The organism is Vibrio sp. SCSIO 43136, from assembly GCF_023716565.1.
Classification (GTDB): domain Bacteria; phylum Pseudomonadota; class Gammaproteobacteria; order Enterobacterales; family Vibrionaceae; genus Vibrio.
The window spans coordinates 3,149,776-3,166,304 of record NZ_CP071848.1; the positions used below are offsets into that span (position 1 = coordinate 3,149,776).

The 16,529-nt window shown below is 46.2% G+C and carries 18 protein-coding genes; all 18 read right to left on the reverse strand.

Annotated elements, in window-relative coordinates:
• Positions 1 to 16: 16 nt before the first annotated feature.
• On the reverse strand, positions 17 to 883 hold the full coding sequence (gene atpG / locus J4N39_RS14800) for a F0F1 ATP synthase subunit gamma (RefSeq protein ID WP_252020802.1): 867 nt from the start codon (positions 881 to 883) through the stop codon (positions 17 to 19).
• A 43-nt stretch (positions 884 to 926) separates the two neighbouring features.
• Positions 927 to 2,468, reverse strand: a complete 1,542-nt coding sequence (gene atpA / locus J4N39_RS14805) for a F0F1 ATP synthase subunit alpha (RefSeq protein ID WP_252020804.1) — start codon at positions 2,466 to 2,468, stop codon at positions 927 to 929.
• Positions 2,469 to 2,481: 13 nt separating this feature from the next.
• The gene (gene atpH / locus J4N39_RS14810; protein ID WP_252020807.1) at positions 2,482 to 3,015 is read right to left on the reverse strand and encodes a F0F1 ATP synthase subunit delta; all 534 of its coding nucleotides are present in this window, start codon (positions 3,013 to 3,015) and stop codon (positions 2,482 to 2,484) included.
• Positions 3,016 to 3,029: 14 nt separating this feature from the next.
• Positions 3,030 to 3,500, reverse strand: a complete 471-nt coding sequence (gene atpF, locus J4N39_RS14815; RefSeq protein ID WP_252020810.1) for a F0F1 ATP synthase subunit B — start codon at positions 3,498 to 3,500, stop codon at positions 3,030 to 3,032.
• 60 nt (positions 3,501 to 3,560) lie between these two features.
• Entirely contained in the window at positions 3,561 to 3,818 is a 258-nt protein-coding gene (atpE, locus tag J4N39_RS14820; RefSeq protein WP_068334124.1) for a F0F1 ATP synthase subunit C, read from the reverse strand.
• A gap of 65 nt (positions 3,819 to 3,883) precedes the next feature.
• The gene (gene atpB, locus J4N39_RS14825) at positions 3,884 to 4,696 is read right to left on the reverse strand and encodes a F0F1 ATP synthase subunit A (protein WP_252020813.1); all 813 of its coding nucleotides are present in this window, start codon (positions 4,694 to 4,696) and stop codon (positions 3,884 to 3,886) included.
• A gap of 8 nt (positions 4,697 to 4,704) precedes the next feature.
• Complete coding sequence (locus tag J4N39_RS14830) at positions 4,705 to 5,094, reverse strand: F0F1 ATP synthase subunit I (protein WP_252020817.1); 390 nt, start codon at positions 5,092 to 5,094, stop codon at positions 4,705 to 4,707.
• Positions 5,095 to 5,282: 188 nt separating this feature from the next.
• Positions 5,283 to 6,164, reverse strand: coding sequence for a ParB/RepB/Spo0J family partition protein (locus tag J4N39_RS14835; protein WP_252020819.1), 882 nt, complete (start codon positions 6,162 to 6,164; stop codon positions 5,283 to 5,285).
• A 22-nt stretch (positions 6,165 to 6,186) separates the two neighbouring features.
• Positions 6,187 to 6,960: a ParA family protein gene (locus tag J4N39_RS14840; RefSeq protein ID WP_252020821.1), complete on the reverse strand. Its 774-nt coding sequence runs from the start codon at positions 6,958 to 6,960 to the stop codon at positions 6,187 to 6,189.
• An 11-nt stretch (positions 6,961 to 6,971) separates the two neighbouring features.
• Positions 6,972 to 7,607 carry a 16S rRNA (guanine(527)-N(7))-methyltransferase RsmG gene (rsmG, locus tag J4N39_RS14845; protein ID WP_252020823.1) on the reverse strand — a complete coding sequence of 212 codons (636 nt, stop codon included), beginning with the start codon at positions 7,605 to 7,607 and terminating at the stop codon, positions 6,972 to 6,974.
• A complete protein-coding gene (mnmG, locus tag J4N39_RS14850) occupies positions 7,608 to 9,500 on the reverse strand; it encodes a tRNA uridine-5-carboxymethylaminomethyl(34) synthesis enzyme MnmG (RefSeq protein WP_252020825.1) in 1,893 nt (630 codons plus the stop codon).
• Positions 9,501 to 9,928: 428 nt separating this feature from the next.
• On the reverse strand, positions 9,929 to 10,369 hold the full coding sequence (gene mioC / locus J4N39_RS14855) for an FMN-binding protein MioC (RefSeq protein ID WP_252020827.1): 441 nt from the start codon (positions 10,367 to 10,369) through the stop codon (positions 9,929 to 9,931).
• A 368-nt stretch (positions 10,370 to 10,737) separates the two neighbouring features.
• Positions 10,738 to 11,772 (reverse strand): virulence RhuM family protein, encoded by a 1,035-nt coding sequence (locus J4N39_RS14860; RefSeq protein ID WP_252020829.1) that lies wholly within the window; start codon positions 11,770 to 11,772, stop codon positions 10,738 to 10,740.
• A 338-nt stretch (positions 11,773 to 12,110) separates the two neighbouring features.
• Positions 12,111 to 13,472, reverse strand: coding sequence for a tRNA uridine-5-carboxymethylaminomethyl(34) synthesis GTPase MnmE (mnmE, locus tag J4N39_RS14865; RefSeq protein WP_252020831.1), 1,362 nt, complete (start codon positions 13,470 to 13,472; stop codon positions 12,111 to 12,113).
• 139 nt (positions 13,473 to 13,611) lie between these two features.
• Positions 13,612 to 15,231, reverse strand: a complete 1,620-nt coding sequence (gene yidC, locus J4N39_RS14870; protein WP_252020833.1) for a membrane protein insertase YidC — start codon at positions 15,229 to 15,231, stop codon at positions 13,612 to 13,614.
• 2 nt (positions 15,232 to 15,233) lie between these two features.
• A complete protein-coding gene (gene yidD / locus J4N39_RS14875; protein ID WP_252020835.1) occupies positions 15,234 to 15,491 on the reverse strand; it encodes a membrane protein insertion efficiency factor YidD in 258 nt (85 codons plus the stop codon).
• Positions 15,458 to 15,781 (reverse strand): ribonuclease P protein component, encoded by a 324-nt coding sequence (rnpA, locus tag J4N39_RS14880; RefSeq protein WP_252023779.1) that lies wholly within the window; start codon positions 15,779 to 15,781, stop codon positions 15,458 to 15,460. The genes yidD and rnpA overlap by 34 nt, the downstream gene beginning before the upstream one ends.
• 45 nt (positions 15,782 to 15,826) lie before the next feature.
• The gene (rpmH, locus tag J4N39_RS14885) at positions 15,827 to 15,964 is read right to left on the reverse strand and encodes a 50S ribosomal protein L34 (protein WP_004400210.1); all 138 of its coding nucleotides are present in this window, start codon (positions 15,962 to 15,964) and stop codon (positions 15,827 to 15,829) included.
• Positions 15,965 to 16,529: the final 565 nt, after the last annotated feature.

A 16,529-nucleotide genomic window follows, 5' to 3' on the forward strand; every position in this document is an offset into this window, starting at 1 on the left:
TTCGTTTCACCTAAGCTTAAACCGCAGCGGCACCGCCAACGATTTCCGACAGTTCTTGTGTGATAGCCGCCTGACGGGCTTTGTTATACACAAGTTCTAAGTCTTCAATCAGGTTGCTGGCGTTGTCTGTCGCAGCTTTCATCGCAATCATTCGAGCCGCTTGCTCACAAGCAAGGTTCTCAACTACACCTTGGTAAACCTGAGACTCTACGTAACGCACAAGCAGTGCATCGAGCAGAGGTTTTGGTTCAGGCTCATAGATGTAATCCCATGAGTGCGTGCGCTGCATCTCTTCGCTGTCTGATTTAGGCAAAGGAAGCAATTGATCGATCGTTGGTTCTTGAACCATGGTGTTTACAAACTCGTTGTACACCACGTATAGGCGATCCAACTCACCTTCATCATATTTCTTCAGCATAACGCCAACCGAACCAATCAAGTCTTCTAGTGCTGGGCTATCGCCTAGGCCAGAAACTTGCGCCGATACTTTTGCGCCGCTGTTGTTGAAAAATGCCGTTGCCTTTGAGCCAATAATGGCCAAGTCAACTTCTGCACCTTTCTCTTTCCAATCCTTCATGTCTAGGATGGCTTTCTTGAACAAGTTAATGTTCAAACCACCACATAGACCACGGTCGGTAGAAATAATGATGTAACCAACACGTTTGGCTTCACGCTCTTCTAGGTATGGATGACGATACTCTAGGTTTGCGTTTGCCACATGACCGATCACTTTACGCATTGTTTCCGCATATGGACGGGAGCTTTCACGAGCGTCTTGACTGCGACGCATCTTAGAAGCGGCTACCATTTCCATTGCTTTCGTAATCTTCTGAGTGCTTTTCACACTACCGATTTTATTACGTATCTCTTTTGCGCCGGCCATCGTTACTCTCCATTAGTAGGTGGCATTGCTGCCACCAACCGAATTACCAAGTTTGGGTTGCTTTGAAGTCGTCAGCAATTTTCTTAAATTGCGCTTCAACTTCATCGTTGTAAGAACCCGTCTTGTCGATCTCAGCAGCAAGTTCTGCATATTGACCGCGAGCGTACGATAGTAGAGCTGCTTCGAAGTCTAGAACCTTGTTCAGTTCAATGTCTTCTAGGTAGCCACGTTCTGCCGCAAAGATAACTAGAGCTTGGTCAAAAACAGACATTGGAGCGTACTGCTTCTGCTTCATTAGCTCAGTTACTTTCTGACCATGGTCTAGCTGACGCTTAGTTGCTTCATCAAGATCTGATGAGAACTGAGCAAATGCTGCTAGCTCACGGTACGCCGCAAGTGCCGTACGAATACCACCAGAAAGCTTCTTGATGATTTTCGTCTGAGCAGAACCACCTACACGAGATACCGAAATACCTGGGTCAACCGCTGGACGTACGCCGGCGTTGAACAGTTCGGTTTGCAGGAAGATCTGACCATCAGTAATCGAGATTACGTTAGTCGGTACGAACGCTGAAACGTCACCCGCTTGGGTTTCGATAATAGGTAGAGCAGTCAAAGAACCCGTCTTACCTTTTACTTCACCGTTAGTGAAACGCTCTACGTACTCTTCGCTTACACGAGCTGCACGCTCTAGTAGACGAGAGTGAAGGTAGAATACGTCACCTGGGAATGCTTCACGGCCTGGTGGACGTTTCAGTAGTAGAGAGATTTGACGGTAAGCTACTGCTTGCTTAGATAGATCATCATAAACAATCAGAGCATCTTCACCGCGGTCACGGAAGTACTCACCCATTGCACAACCTGCGTAAGGCGCTAGGTATTGCAGTGCAGCAGACTCAGATGCAGAAGCAACCACTACGATAGTGTTTTGCAGTGCACCGTGCTCTTCCAGTTTGCGTACTACGTTAGCGATGGTAGAAGCTTTCTGACCAATTGCTACGTAGATTGAGAAGATACCAGAATCTTTCTGGTTGATGATTGCATCGATCGCCATTGCAGTTTTACCACACTGACGGTCACCGATTACAAGCTCACGCTGACCACGACCGATTGGGATCATTGAGTCAACAGATTTGTAACCAGTTTGTACTGGCTGATCTACCGATTTACGGTCGATTACGCCAGGTGCAATCACTTCAACAGGTGAAGACAGTTTTGCTTCAATTGGACCTTTACCATCGATTGGCTCACCTAGTGTGTTCACTACACGGCCAAGCAATTCAGGACCTACTGGTACTTCAAGAATACGACCAGTACCTGTTACTTTTGTGCCTTCCTTAAGGTCGGCGTATGGGCCCATTACAACCGCACCAACCGAGTCACGCTCAAGGTTAAGTGCTAGTGCATAACGGCCACCCGGTAATTCAATCATTTCACCTTGCATCACGTCCGCTAGGCCGTGGATGCGAATGATACCGTCGCTTACCGATACGATAGTACCTTCGTTGCGAGCTTCACTAACAACTTCGAATGACTCGATACGCTGTTTGATCAGATCACTAATTTCCGTGGAATTAAGTTGCATGCTCCAATCCCCATTAAGACTGCAATGCATCGCTCAGGCGGTTTAAACGACCGCGAGCTGAGTTATCGATGACTAGGTCTCCGGCTCGAATAATAACCCCACCAAGTAGGGTCTCATCTACACTGCAATTCAGCTTGACCTTGCGTTCAAGACGTTGCTCAAGTTTACTGCTGATGTCAGCTTGTTGTTGCTCATCCAGCTCAGTTGCTGAAATTACGTCAACATCGACACGCTTCTCATGTTCTTGTTTAAGAAGATGGAATTGTGTACTTACATCAGGAAGGGCCTGTAGTCGGCCATTCTCAGCCATCACTTTCAAAAAGTTCTGACCATGTACATCCACTTGTTCACCACACACGGCAACGAAAATCTCTGCCAGTTTATCGGCAGATACAGAGCCCGTTAGGAGCTCTTGCACTTGTGGGTTTTTAGCAACTTCGGCAGCGAAAGTTAGCATCTCAGCCCAAGACTGGAGCTCACCTTTCTCTACAGCAAAGTCAAAGGCTGCTTTAGCATAGGGGCGTGCGATAGTTGTCAAGTCAGACATATGCGCCCCCAAACTTAAAGTTTTGCAGTAATGTTGTTGAGAATATCTTTGTGTGCGTTCTCATCGATAGAACGCTCAAGGATTTTCTCAGCACCAGCTACAGCCAGAGTAGCAACTTGTTTGCGCAGATCATCACGAGCGCGGTTACGTTCAGCTTCAACCTCAGCCTCTGCTTGCGATAGGATTTTCTGGCGTTCTGCCTGAGCTTCCTCACGAGCTTCGTCCACGATTTGAGCTTTACGCTTGTTCGCTTGTTCAATGATCTCAGTTGCTGCGCGCTTTGCTTCTTTCAGTTGGTCCGAAGCATTGGCTTGTGCCAGATCAAGATCTTTTGCAGCGCGTTCAGCAGCGTGCAAACCGTCAGCAATTTTTTTCTGACGCTCTTCGATCGCATCCATGATTGGCGGCCATACATACTTCATGCAGAACCACACAAACAGTGCGAACGAGATTGCTTGACCTAGCAGAGTTGCGTTCATATTCACAACAGCTACCCCTCTATTTATTCGTCAGCGAATAATAATGAATCAATTCAGCGGTTTAAATTAACCAGCTAGCTGACCAACGAATGGGTTCGCAAATGTGAATAGAAGTGCGATTACGATACCGATCATAGGGATCGCATCCAATAGACCTGCAATGATGAACATCTTAACTTGCAGCATAGGAGCCATTTCTGGTTGACGTGCAGCGCCTTCAAGGAATTTACCACCTAGTAGTGCGAAGCCGATCGCAGTACCTAGTGCAGCAAGACCGACGATAATACCTACGGCGATTGCAGAAAAGCTCAGTAAAGTTTCCATTACTATCTCCAATTTTATAGTTGTTGGCTTATATGCCTAAATAAAAAAGCTTAAAAAATTAATAATTAATGATCAGAGTCTTCGTGTGCCATCGATAGATATACGATGGTCAACATCATGAATACGAAGGCTTGGATCGTGATAACCAGAATATGGAAAATAGCCCACGGAAGTGAACCTAACCATTGTAGCCACCATGGTAGCATTGCCGCACAAAGAATGAATACAACCTCACCTGCGAACATGTTACCGAATAGACGCATACCAAGAGATAGAGGTTTCGCCAGTAGCGACACAACTTCAATCAGTAGGTTAAACGGAATCATCACTGGGTGATTAAATGGATGTAATGCTAATTCTTTAGCGAACCCACCTAGACCTTTCACTTTGATGCTGTAGTAAATCATCAGAGCGAATACGCCTAGAGCCATAGCCATGGTGATATTCACATCAGCAGAAGGTACCACTTTCAAGTAAGGGATACCGAGCCAATGCTCAGCTGGGTAAGGTAAGAAATCGATAGGCACAAGGTCCATCAAGTTCATTAAAAATACCCAACAAAAGATAGTTAGTGCTAGAGGGGCTATCAGAGGGTTGCGTCCATGGAACGTATCTTTGACGTTGGTATCGACAAATTCTACGATCATTTCTACAGCACACTGAAGCTTACCTGGCACACCCACTGTTGCTTTCTTTGCCACTGAACGGAAAATCCAAAGGAAAATCAATCCAGTAAACACAGAAAAGAACAGGCTATCGATGTGTACGTTCCAGAAACTTGTCTCCTCCGCCACAAGACCTAACTTATAAGTAGAAAGGTTTGTGAGGTGGTGATCAATGTATCCAGACGACGTTAGCGCTTCACCTGGCGCAGCCATAACTCGTCCTATTTTTTGTTGTTAATGAATAGTGCTGGCGCAAAAATGTTAACACCAAGAACCAGCAAATAGGTCAGTTTGAGGGGAACGAGTTCCACCTGCATATACATGTAGGCAATGGAGAAAAGGACCACTGTGATGACAATTTTGAGCGCTTCCCCTGCGTAAAATGAATTGGCGATCAGACGTGCTGCTCGCGCTCCACTATACTTAAAGGCAAAGAACGCAAACACTGCATTAGCGATAACAAAAATGCTACCTCCAACCAGTGCAGAAAATCCCCACCCAGTATTGATGATGGCACTCATCCCTACTGCCAGAAAAATAACCACGCTAACTTGAATCATTAACAATCGCTTAGCAAGCTCTCGTCCTGGTTTGGCTAGCGTAGCTACCATGTATTCATACCTCGATTAATCTACCACACCACCGTGCTCGGCGAGCATGGAAGACGGCGAAAATTATACGATGAGTCGCCTTTTTTGCAATGAAAAGGCTCTAAAAACTGGTGTTTTTATTTACAAATCGTCAACTTTCGTTCAAAAACCAATTTTTGGTCACATTTGACCTAAATCAATTATCTCATTTAGCGTTCAAGTATTGCAATTAGTTGCTCGAATTTGTGAGGTTCGTCAAGACTAATTGTGAGTTTTGTTCTACCACTTGAATTGCGCACAATAGAGACTTGTGACCCCAATTTTTCACTTAGACGCTGAGAAATCTCCTGCGCCTCGTGATCAACAACTTCAGGCTTGGCAGCGGTTTTTGGTGCCAAATGCTTTTTAACTAGCTGCTCGGTTTGTCTCACCGTGAGCTTCTTGTCTGCCGCGATTTGAGCAACTTCCAACTGCGCTACTGAGTCAAGACTCAATAAAGCACGTGCATGCCCCATTTCCAATGCTTTGTTTGCAACAAGCTGTTTCACGCCCTCTTCAAGCTGGTTCAAACGCAAAAGGTTTGATACCGCAGTACGAGATTTACCAATAGCATCTGCGACTTGTTGGTGAGTTAATTCGAACTCTTTTTGTAGTCCTTCAAGGGCTTGAGCTTCTTCGATAGCATTGAGGTCTTCACGCTGAATATTCTCAATAAGTGCCATAGCTACCGCAGCTCTATCCGTCACCTTCTTGACCAAACAAGGAACGACCTTGAGACCTGCTTGCTTCGAGGCTCTCCAACGGCGTTCACCCGCAATGATTTCGTAACTTTCCTGACCAATTTGTCTAACAACTATCGGTTGAATGACGCCTTGAGAGCTAATTGAGGCAGCGAGTTCTGCCAAAGCTTCAGGCTCCATTTCCTTACGTGGCTGATAACTTCCTGCTTTCAAATGGCCAACAGGAATATCGCACAGCTCGCCTTCGGTCGACATGGACTGGCTATGGGCGATGGTTTGCTGTTTTTCACGTGCAACTGAACTGGTCGCCAATAAGGCATCCAGACCTTTGCCTAAACCGCGTTTCGACATGGGGTATCCTTTCTGTGTAGCTTTAAACTGGAACTTCTTCTCGGCGTAACATCTCTCCTGCAAGCGCCAAATAGGCTTTTGCTCCAGAGGAGTATTTGTCGTAATACATCGCAGGCTTCCCGTGGCTTGGCGCTTCGGCCAAACGAACGTTTCTAGGGATCACCGTGCGATAGACTTTATCGCCAAAGTGTTGTTTGAGTTGATCAGACACCTCGTTTGACAAGCGGTTACGCGGGTCATACATGGTGCGAAGCAGACCTTCTATCTTCAAGTTATCATTCACTACAGCAGCAAGCTTACTGATGGTATCCATCAGTGCGGTTAAGCCTTCAAGGGCAAAATATTCACACTGCATAGGTACCAACACCGAGTCTGATGCGGCCATAGCATTGATTGTAAGAAGGTTAAGTGCAGGCGGACAATCTATAAAGATGAAATCATAGTTATCACGAACTAATTGTAACGAATTCTTAAGGCGTATTTCACGGGCAAACACTTCCATCAGCTTGATTTCAGCTGCCGTAACATCGCCATTTGCAGCAACTAAGTCATAGCCACCGCTGGTTTTTTTACATACCACTTCGTCAAATGGCACGTCTTCAACCAATAAATCATAAGCCGTAGCGTCGACTTGATACTTGTCAACGCCACTGGCCATCGTGGCATTACCTTGTGGGTCGAGATCAATCACCAATACCTTTCGTCGTGTCGCCGCCATGGAAGCCGCTAGATTGACACAAGTGGTTGTTTTCCCTACACCGCCTTTCTGATTGGCAATTGATATAATTCGTCCCACGCTATACCTCGTTAATCGTCCTTACGGGTCAAGGTTACTAGATGTCGCTCACCTTCTAACTCAGGAACTTGCAAAGCTATGATATCGGTCACAGAACACCATTCCGGCAGTTGGTCGATTTCATTGGCTGGATGCGTCCCTTTCAGCGCCAAGAACACGCCCGTGTTTGCTTTTGGCAGATGATGACACCACTCCACCATATCACTAATGGAAGCAAATGCTCGGCTCAATACTGCATCAAAACCAACTTCAGGTTGAAATTCTTCAACTCGACTTTGGACTGGCGTAACATTCTCTATTTTCAGCTCATGCACTACTTGTTTGATAAAACGAATACGCTTGCCCAAGCTATCAAGCAAAGTAAACGCTTTGTCCGGATTCATGATAGACAAAGGAATTCCTGGCAACCCAGGGCCAGTGCCCACATCAATAAAGCGCTCACCCGGTAAGTGAGGACTTACAACGATACTATCTAAGATATGTTTCACTAACATATCTTGTGGGTTACGTACTGAGGTTAAGTTGTACGCTTTGTTCCACTTATCCAGCATCTCAACGTAACCGACCAATTGTTCACGTTGACGCTCATTCACCTCTAAATCGGTTTGGGCGATCAATTTATCCAGAGTCGCTCGTAAGGTACTCATTTAGGCAACTCCTTTCTTCAATAGGCCTTGTTTCTTCAAGTGCACCAGCAAAATCGAGATTGCCGCCGGGGTAATGCCTGAAATACGCGATGCGATGCCAATGGTTTGTGGTTTAGCATCACTTAGCTTAGCCACAACTTCGTTGGACAGCCCAGAAATAGCGCTGTAATCGAAGTTAGCTGGGATCTCGGTATTCTCATGACGCAGCGATTTTTCGATCTCATCTTGCTGACGCTGGATGTAACCTTCGTATTTTACTTGTATTTCAACTTGCTCTGCGGCTTGCTCATCGTCAAGTGCCGGGGCAAACGCATCCAGCTTAGTCAATTCGCCGTAGCTGATTTCAGGACGACGTAGAAGATCTTCACCACTCGCTTCACGCGTCATTGGTGTTTTAAGAAGATCATTCAGTGCATCGATCCCTTCTGATTTCGGATTCATCCATTCGCCACGCAGACGCTGACGTTCTTGTTCGATGTTCTCAACTTTTTGATTGAAACGAGCCCAACGCTCATCATCAATCAGGCCAAGCTCACGGCCTTGCTCCGTCAGACGTAGATCAGCGTTGTCTTCACGCAACAGCAGACGGTACTCCGCACGTGAGGTGAACATACGGTACGGCTCTTTTGTGCCCATTGTCGACAGGTCATCAATCATTACACCCATATAGGCTTGGTCACGACGTGGGTTCCAGCCCTCTTTGCCTTGAGCAAGCAAACTGGCATTTAGACCCGCCATCAAACCTTGTGCCGCCGCTTCTTCATAGCCAGTGGTGCCGTTAATTTGACCAGCAAAGAACAGGCCAGAGATAAACTTAGTTTCATACGTCTGTTTTAAGTCACGCGGGTCAAAGAAATCATACTCGATAGCGTAGCCTGGACGCACAATGTGTGCATTTTCAAACCCTTTCATCGAACGAACAATCTGCACCTGCACATCAAATGGCAAGCTGGTGGAGATACCGTTCGGGTATAGCTCATGGGTCGTTAAACCTTCAGGCTCGATAAAGATTTGGTGTGAGTTTTTATCAGCAAAACGCATCACTTTATCTTCGATCGACGGGCAGTAACGTGGACCAATACCTTCGATCACCCCTGCATACATAGGGCTACGATCGAGGTTGTTGCGGATCACCTCATGAGTACTCTCATTGGTATGGGTGATAAAACAAGGAATTTGTCGCGGCTGCTGGCTGCGTTTCCCCATAAAGGAGAAGACAGGCGTTGGATTGTCACCGTGTTGCGCTTCTAACTGTGAAAAATCAACACTACGGGCATCAATTCGTGGCGGAGTACCAGTTTTTAGGCGATCAACACGAAATGGCATTTCACGCAGACGATCGGCCAGTGCGATCGACGGGGGATCTCCTGCACGGCCTCCTGAAGAGCTTTCCATACCAATATGGATCTTCCCCCCTAAGAAGGTGCCTACCGTCAATACCACCGCTTTGGCGTGGAATTTAAGCCCCATTTGCGTCACAACACCCACAGCGCGATCTTGTTCAACGATCAAATCGTCGACCGATTGTTGGAATAGGGTCAGATTCGGAGTGTTTTCCAGCACTTCACGTACGTACGCTTTGTATAAAGCGCGATCGGCTTGAGCGCGAGTAGCTCGTACCGCTGGGCCCTTAGATGCGTTTAGGGTACGAAATTGAATACCTGAATGATCAATCGCTTGCGCCATTAATCCACCGAGCGCATCAACTTCCTTGACTAAGTGTCCTTTACCAATCCCGCCAATAGCAGGGTTACAAGACATTTGGCCTAGGGTGTCAATATTGTGAGTCAATAATAGTGTGCGTTGACCCGTTCTCGCAGATGCAAGGGCAGCTTCCGTTCCCGCATGTCCGCCACCGACTACGATGACGTCAAAATTTTCGTGATAAAGCATGAACTGACCTCAGGTATTCAATCTAGTCTGACTAGCATAGTTAAAAGGAGCAGTATTCTACCTACTTTTTAGCCTAGAGAAAATCAGTTTTGGATCTCTTAGAATGAATAAAATATATATAAGATCTATATAGAGATCTTTTTATTGGATCTATTATTAGGCAAGCACGATCGTGTGGATAAGCGGGAAATGATCAATAAGATCATGCAGTTTAAGACGATCATTAACTGTGATCTTGTTTTGATCTAGGTTGGGATTAGCTGGGATCAAAAGAGGTGTTTATCCACACGGTAAAATAGATCTAGATCTTATTCTTTGGATAACTATAGGTTAATCACTGGAAAGTTCTATACTTATCCACAAGAGAAAAGGTAGAAAGTTGATTCCAGTGATTAACTTTTTAGTGCTCAAGCAAAAACTTTGCTTAATTAGAGGCTAAATTTGTCCTGATTTGTTTTCAACCAACGTTCTGCTTCGTCTTCAGGTACGTCATGAGCTAACACATCAATCTCACATGGTTCAGTCAATGCGGTTGCACCAATGTCTTGCATTAAGGCATGGGCATGGCGGCCTGCACCACAGAAGGTATCGTAGCTAGAATCACCAATAGCGACCACCGCATAGGAAACCCCACTCATTTTTGGTGGTGTGGCCTGCAAAGCTTCGATAAATGGTTGGATATTTTCTGGGTAGTCACCCGCACCATGGGTAGAAGTCACTATAAGCCAGATATCCTGGGCTGGAATGTCACCTAATTCCGGTTGATTATGGGTAGTCGTTTCCAAACCTGCCTGTTGAAGAAGGTCACTTAAGTGATCACCGACGTATTCTGCACCACCTAAAGTACTACCAGTAATAATGTGGATCATGCTTGTCCCTATATCGAGTCTATCTGCGCTAAGTTGTTCATATACTAGCGGATCAAAAGCCTAGGAAAAACCGTTGATCAGGATAAATTGTGGATAGAAGCACGATCGGCTTGGTACCACTGAGATCATAGTGGGGAAGATCTTATTCAGGGGTGGGGAAAAGATCGGGAAGCGGACGCGTTGCTAACGGTTAACGGACGCTGGCGCTAAGGGTGAAAGAGGCTGGTCTTGGTGAGTTAGTCACAGTAAAGGGCTTTTGCTCTTCCCTTAAACCCTTAGCAACGCGTCCGTTTACCCTTTACCGAAAACTAAAACGCCCAACCTTCCGGCTGGGCGCTAAATTCTGCGGGTGAAAAGGGAGGTTTAAGCTACTTATCTCTCTTTACCATTGCTTTGAGCGCAGCAATATTGGTTTGTAAGCCTTCCGCTTCTTTTAGTTGGCGACGATCAGCGGCAAAACGGTCGTATTCTGACTTCGCTTTGTCATCTGCTGATTTCTTAGTTATTTTTCCTGTACCACTAAGTACATCACGGTCGTTGAAATCTAGGAATTGATCGAGTTTATTGCCCCAGTCTTGAAGGAATACTTGCTTGCGGCGTAGCGCTTGGTCCTCTGCAAAATCAAGCCACATGTTTACAATACGATTGAGCTCTTTGATTTCATCCTCATGTAGGTAATTCTTAGCTATAGTCACATCACTTTTACGTACTTCTTCACCTTTGTAGCTCGTTAGGCCCATGTCTGGTTTATCGGCATCTACACGATTTGCGATCAGTTCGGCCGCTGTCATATGAGTACTGGCATAATGCAGTTTGTTTTGAATGGTTTGAAAGAAGCGAGTGGTTTCTTTATTTGAAGGTTCGTAGTCTGCTGCCATCGTGAAGATTTCTTTCACTCGTAGATAAACGCGGCGCTCACTCGCACGGATGTCTCGAATGCGTTCAAGCATCTCATCAAAATAGTCTGGTACAGCAGAGTGCCCAACGGGTGGGTTTTTTAGGCGTTCATCATCCATTGCAAAACCTTTAATCAGATATTCCTGCAATATTTGTGTTGCCCATTGACGAAATTGGGTTCCCCGTTGTGAACGAACCCGATAACCAACAGCTAAGATAGCCTCTAGGTTATAGTGATCTATTTGACGAGAAACCTGCCTTGTCCCCTCTAATCGAACTATCCGGAATTTCCGGATGGTTGCACTTTGTACAAGTTCACCTTCACTATAAATGTTAACTAAATGCTCATTGATAGTGCGAACATCTTTGCCATATAACTCAGCCATCGCTGATTGTGACAGCCACAAAGTATCAGACTCAAAACGACATTCAACGCGGGTTTTACCATCTTTACTGGTAAAGAGAACAAACTCTCCGCGAGGAGCTTGAGGGAAGGAATCTGTCATTTTGTTCTCCTTTAAATAGACACTCTTATACTAGCGGATCAATAGCTTAGGAAAAACAGTTGTTCAGGATAAATTGTGGATAGATACGGGATCGGCTTGGTATGGCTAAGATCATAGTGGGGAAGATCTTATTCAGGGGTGGGGAAAAGATCGGGAAGCGGACGCGTTGCTAACGGTTAATGGACGCTGGCGCTAAGGGTGAAAGGGGCTGGTCTTGGTGTAAAGGGCTTTTTCTCTTCCCTTAAACCCTTAGCAACGCGTCCGTTAACCCTTTTACCGAAAACAAAAAACGCCCAACCTTTCAGTTGAGCGTTGTGATATCAAGGTTCTCGAACCCCTTATTTCCCTATACAAAATGAAGAAAATATCCGTCCTAACAAGTCATCAGAGCTAAATTCCCCAGTAATTTCATTGAGGTGCTGCTGGGTGATGCGTAGTTCTTCTGCCAAGATTTCGCCGGCCATGAAACCTTCAAGCTGTTGCTGGCCAATCTCTAGGTGTTCGGCGGCACGTTCTAGGGCATCTAGGTGACGGCGACGAGCCATAAAGCCGCCTTCTTGGTTGCCAGTAAAGCCCATGATCTCTTTTAGGTGGTTGCGTAGTGCATCCACGCCGATGCCTGTTTTGGCAGATAGGCGGATCAAGGTTGGTTGATTGACGTGGCAGATCCCCATCTCTTCACCAGTTTGATCGGCTTTATTACGGATAACGGTAATGCCGATACTCTCTGGCAAGCGATCAATAAAGTCAGGCCAAATATCTTTCGGGTCGGTGGCGTCTGTGGTGGTGCCATCCACCATAAACAGTACTCGGTCTGCTTGCTCAATCTCTTCCCAAGCACGTTCGATACCGATTTTCTCCACCTCGTCAGAGGCATCACGTAGGCCTGCGGTATCGATAATGTGCAGTGGCATACCATCGATATGGATGTGTTCACGCAGTACGTCACGGGTGGTGCCCGCAATGTCGGTAACAATTGCACTCTCTTTACCTGATAAGGCATTGAGTAGGCTAGACTTACCAGCGTTAGGACGACCTGCGATGACCACCTTCATACCTTCACGCATGATGGCGCCTTGGTTGGCCTCTTGGCGTACGGCAGCTAGGTTGTCGATGATCGCTTGCAGGTCTGCACTGACCTTGCCATCGGCAAGAAAGTCGATCTCTTCTTCAGGGAAGTCGATAGCCGCTTCGACATAGATGCGCAGGTGGATTAGCGATTCCACCAGCGTTTGGATCTTCTTCGAGAATTGACCTTGCAGAGATTGCAGTGCAGATTTTGCGGCTTCTTCTGAGCTTGCATCAATCAGGTCGGCAATCGCTTCAGCTTGGGTAAGGTCCATTTTGTCGTTCAAAAACGCACGTTCTGAAAACTCACCAGGGCGAGCTGGACGCACACCTGCAATCTTAAGGATACGTTTGATCAGCATATCCATGACAACAGGGCCACCATGGCCTTGCAACTCGAGTACGTCTTCACCGGTGAATGAATGTGGGTTAGGGAAGTATAAGGCGATGCCTTGGTCAAGCTCCAGACCGTTTTCATCTTTGAATGGAATGTACTCAGCGTAACGTGGCTTGAGGGATTTCCCTGTGACTTCAATGGCAACCTGCTCGGCTAGTGGGCCTGATACTCGAATGATGCCAACCCCGCCACGACCGGGTGCAGTTGCTTGAGCGACAATAGTGTCTGTAGTCATAAAGTGTCCTGACTGGGGCTATGCCCGTTATAAAATCTATCTGGGGTGAATTGTAATCACCCCAACGCAAAAAGGCGACCTTTTGGCCGCCTTTTGATTGATTCGCTAATCTTTACTTAGCTCGTTTGCTTTAGAAAGGTTACTTTGAGTGTAGACCTTTCTTCTCCAGCGCTTTGTAGATAAGCGTTTGCTGGATAAGCGTTACGATGTTCGATACTAGCCAGTATAGAACCAGACCTGATGGGAACCATAGGAAGAAGAAGGTAAACATCACCGGCATAAAGGTCATGATCTTCTGCTGCATAGGATCGGTTACCGTAGTCGGGCTCATCTTCTGGATCAGGAACATCGACGCACCCATCAGTAGCGGTAGGATGTAGTACGGGTCTTGTGCTGACAAGTCCGTGATCCAACCGAAGAATGGTGAGTGACGTAGTTCAACAGACTCCATTAGAGACCAGTACAGTGCGATGAAAATAGGCATCTGTAGAAGAATTGGTAGACAGCCACCCAGTGGGTTCACTTTCTCTTTCTTATACAGTTCCATCATCTCTTGGCTCATGCGTTGACGGTCATCGCCAATACGCTCACGCATCGCTTGCAGCTTAGGCTGAAGCATGCGCATTTTCGCCATTGAGGTGTACTGAGCTTTCGTCAGTGGGTACATAGCACCACGAACGATGAAGGTCAGGATGATGATTGCAATACCCCAGTTAGACACGAAGCTTTGGATGAACGAAAGCAATACGTGCAGTGGTTTTGCGATGAACCATAGCCAGCCATAGTCTACTACTAGATCTAGGTTCTCAGCGGTTGCCGCCATCTCATCTTGAAGTTTTGGACCCACCCATAGTGTTGCGTGGAACTGAGCTTCACCACCATCAGCGATGGTTTTGTTTGGCATGCGAACACCGATATCAGCAAGGTTGCCGATCACGCGAGTGTATAGGTTAGTACCTGGCTCTTGGCGAGGAACCCAAGCCGTCGCAAAGTAGTGCTGGATCATAGCTGCCCAACCTTTACCGTCTGGTAGGTTGATTGACAGGTTACGGTCTTGCATATCATCGAAGCTGTATTTCTTGTAACGAACATCTTCAGTTGAGTATGCGCCGCCACGGTAAGTAGGCATTGCTAGGTTACCACCAGCGTCCATGACGTTTTGGCGTAGGTGAGCGTACATACCAAAGGTTGCGTTGTTACCCGAGTTGTTGACAACATCGTACTGAACTTCGATTGCGTAGCTGCCACGTTTGAAAACAAAAGTTTTCACGTAGTCGATACCATTAACAGAGTAGGTCAGTGGAATGCGCAGTTCTTCTTCGCCATCACTCATCTCTAGGGTATCAGTACCTAGTTCGTAGTTAGGGCGTTGAGTGCTGCTTAGGTCGACACCTTGAGGGCCAACTAGACCACTCTGGGCGATAAACGTATGACCTTGCTCATTCTTAAGAAGAACAAAATTGTCATCTGAGTCCAGCTCTGCATCGTATTGGTTCAGCTCAGCCGACACAATGTCGCCGCCGAAAGTATCAATAGACAGAGTTAGCACATCCGTTTTCACATTGACTAGACGCTGAGAAGGCGAGCTAGCTTGTGGCGCTGGGTCTGCAAGGTCATCTGAAAAAGATGGTGCAGGAAGAGTACTGCTATTTTGTGCTTGCTGTTGTGGCGTAGGGTTCTTGTACGATTGCCATTGGTTAAATAGCAAAAAAGATACAAACGCCAAGGCAATTAGCAGGATATTACGTTGAGAATCCATCGTTATTTATCTCTGTCTTGTTTTTGGACTGGTGGAACGGGGTCATATCCCCCATCGCTCAAAGGATGGCATTTTAATAGACGTTTGCCGGATAACCAACAACCTTTTAAAAAACCGTGAGCTTTCAGGGCTTCTATTGCGTATTGAGAACATGTCGGCGTAAAACGACAACGTGGTCCTAACAAAGGACTGATGATCCACTGGTAAAGTTTAACCAGTCCGATGGTTATCCACGCGAAGGGCGAGACAGGCGATGCCATAATTTATCGAATAGCTTGAACATTTCTTCATTGCTCAAATCTTGCGCTGTTTTCTTTGCGATGACAACAAAATCTTTATTAGGAAGTTGATGTTGTTTGTTACGAAAGCTTTCGCGAGCTAGACGTTTGAAGCGATTACGACCGACAGCAGTCTTAATTTGCTTTTTAGGAACGGCTAAGCCAAGACGAGGGTGAGAAAGAGTGTTTTCTCGAGCGATGATGGTGAAATGAGGTGAGCCTGCTCGATGAGCTTGCTGGAAGACATTTGAATAATGCTCGGGAGTTAACAGACGTAACTCCCGATTGAACGCGTACTTGCTCAAAATAACTCGATATTATTTTGAAAGGCGCGCACGGCCTTTAGCACGACGTGCATTAATTACTTTACGACCGTTCTTAGTCGCCATGCGTGCACGGAAACCGTGAGTACGCTTGCGCTTTAGAACTGAAGGTTGAAAAGTGCGTTTAGACATGGTTATTACCTTTACTGATCAGTAGTTTTAGGTTTATTGCTAAACCCGGCGTGGGACCTTTAATCTCCTCTATATATAAAGAAGAAAATCCGACGCCTCTCAACAAAGAGGCGGAATTGTAATCACTGACTAGCAAAGAGTCAATGATTGGGTTTAGAAAATTCCGGCGTGCGATTATACGCAAACTTGGCTCAATCGCAAGGATCAGTCTGCGATCCTTGTGCAATGCCTTGGGGAAGGTTGGTGATAACCTTGTGGATCAAATTGTAACCCTTGCGTGAGTAAATGCGATCATCTTTGTAATGAGATCTTGTGTAAGCCTTATCAATACAGGCATTGAAACGATTTCCTCTTTTATCTACACCCGAGTCGATAACCTATGATCCCCTGTGGACAAAAATATTTGCCTCACCGCTAGCGCCCGTCATTGCTCACTCCTTGGTCAAACTGATATTTCTCCCAGTAAGCAACTTTTTGTGCTTTTGTGCATGAAAATGTGAGTAGAGGGCGGGAAATTTGTGGGGATCTCGCCTAATCTGAAGGAGTAATTGTGAATAACTTCGAT

Bases quoted from the DNA above. Each gene is read 5' to 3' on its own strand.
- atpG (WP_252020802.1), bottom strand. From the start codon at position 883: ATGGCCGGCGCAAAAGAGATACGTAATAAAATCGGTAGTGTGAAAAGC.
- atpA (WP_252020804.1), bottom strand. From the start codon at position 2,468: ATGCAACTTAATTCCACGGAAATTAGTGATCTGATCAAACAGCGTATC.
- atpH (WP_252020807.1), bottom strand. From the start codon at position 3,015: ATGTCTGACTTGACAACTATCGCACGCCCCTATGCTAAAGCAGCCTTT.
- atpE (WP_068334124.1), bottom strand. From the start codon at position 3,818: ATGGAAACTTTACTGAGCTTTTCTGCAATCGCCGTAGGTATTATCGTC.
- atpB (WP_252020813.1), bottom strand. From the start codon at position 4,696: ATGGCTGCGCCAGGTGAAGCGCTAACGTCGTCTGGATACATTGATCAC.
- J4N39_RS14830 (WP_252020817.1), bottom strand. From the start codon at position 5,094: ATGGTAGCTACGCTAGCCAAACCAGGACGAGAGCTTGCTAAGCGATTG.
- J4N39_RS14835 (WP_252020819.1), bottom strand. From the start codon at position 6,164: ATGTCGAAACGCGGTTTAGGCAAAGGTCTGGATGCCTTATTGGCGACC.
- rsmG (WP_252020823.1), bottom strand. From the start codon at position 7,607: ATGAGTACCTTACGAGCGACTCTGGATAAATTGATCGCCCAAACCGAT.
- mnmG (WP_252020825.1), bottom strand. From the start codon at position 9,500: ATGCTTTATCACGAAAATTTTGACGTCATCGTAGTCGGTGGCGGACAT.
- mioC (WP_252020827.1), bottom strand. From the start codon at position 10,369: ATGATCCACATTATTACTGGTAGTACTTTAGGTGGTGCAGAATACGTC.
- J4N39_RS14860 (WP_252020829.1), bottom strand. From the start codon at position 11,772: ATGACAGATTCCTTCCCTCAAGCTCCTCGCGGAGAGTTTGTTCTCTTT.
- mnmE (WP_252020831.1), bottom strand. From the start codon at position 13,472: ATGACTACAGACACTATTGTCGCTCAAGCAACTGCACCCGGTCGTGGC.
- yidC (WP_252020833.1), bottom strand. From the start codon at position 15,231: ATGGATTCTCAACGTAATATCCTGCTAATTGCCTTGGCGTTTGTATCT.
- yidD (WP_252020835.1), bottom strand. From the start codon at position 15,491: ATGGCATCGCCTGTCTCGCCCTTCGCGTGGATAACCATCGGACTGGTT.
- rpmH (WP_004400210.1), bottom strand. From the start codon at position 15,964: ATGTCTAAACGCACTTTTCAACCTTCAGTTCTAAAGCGCAAGCGTACT.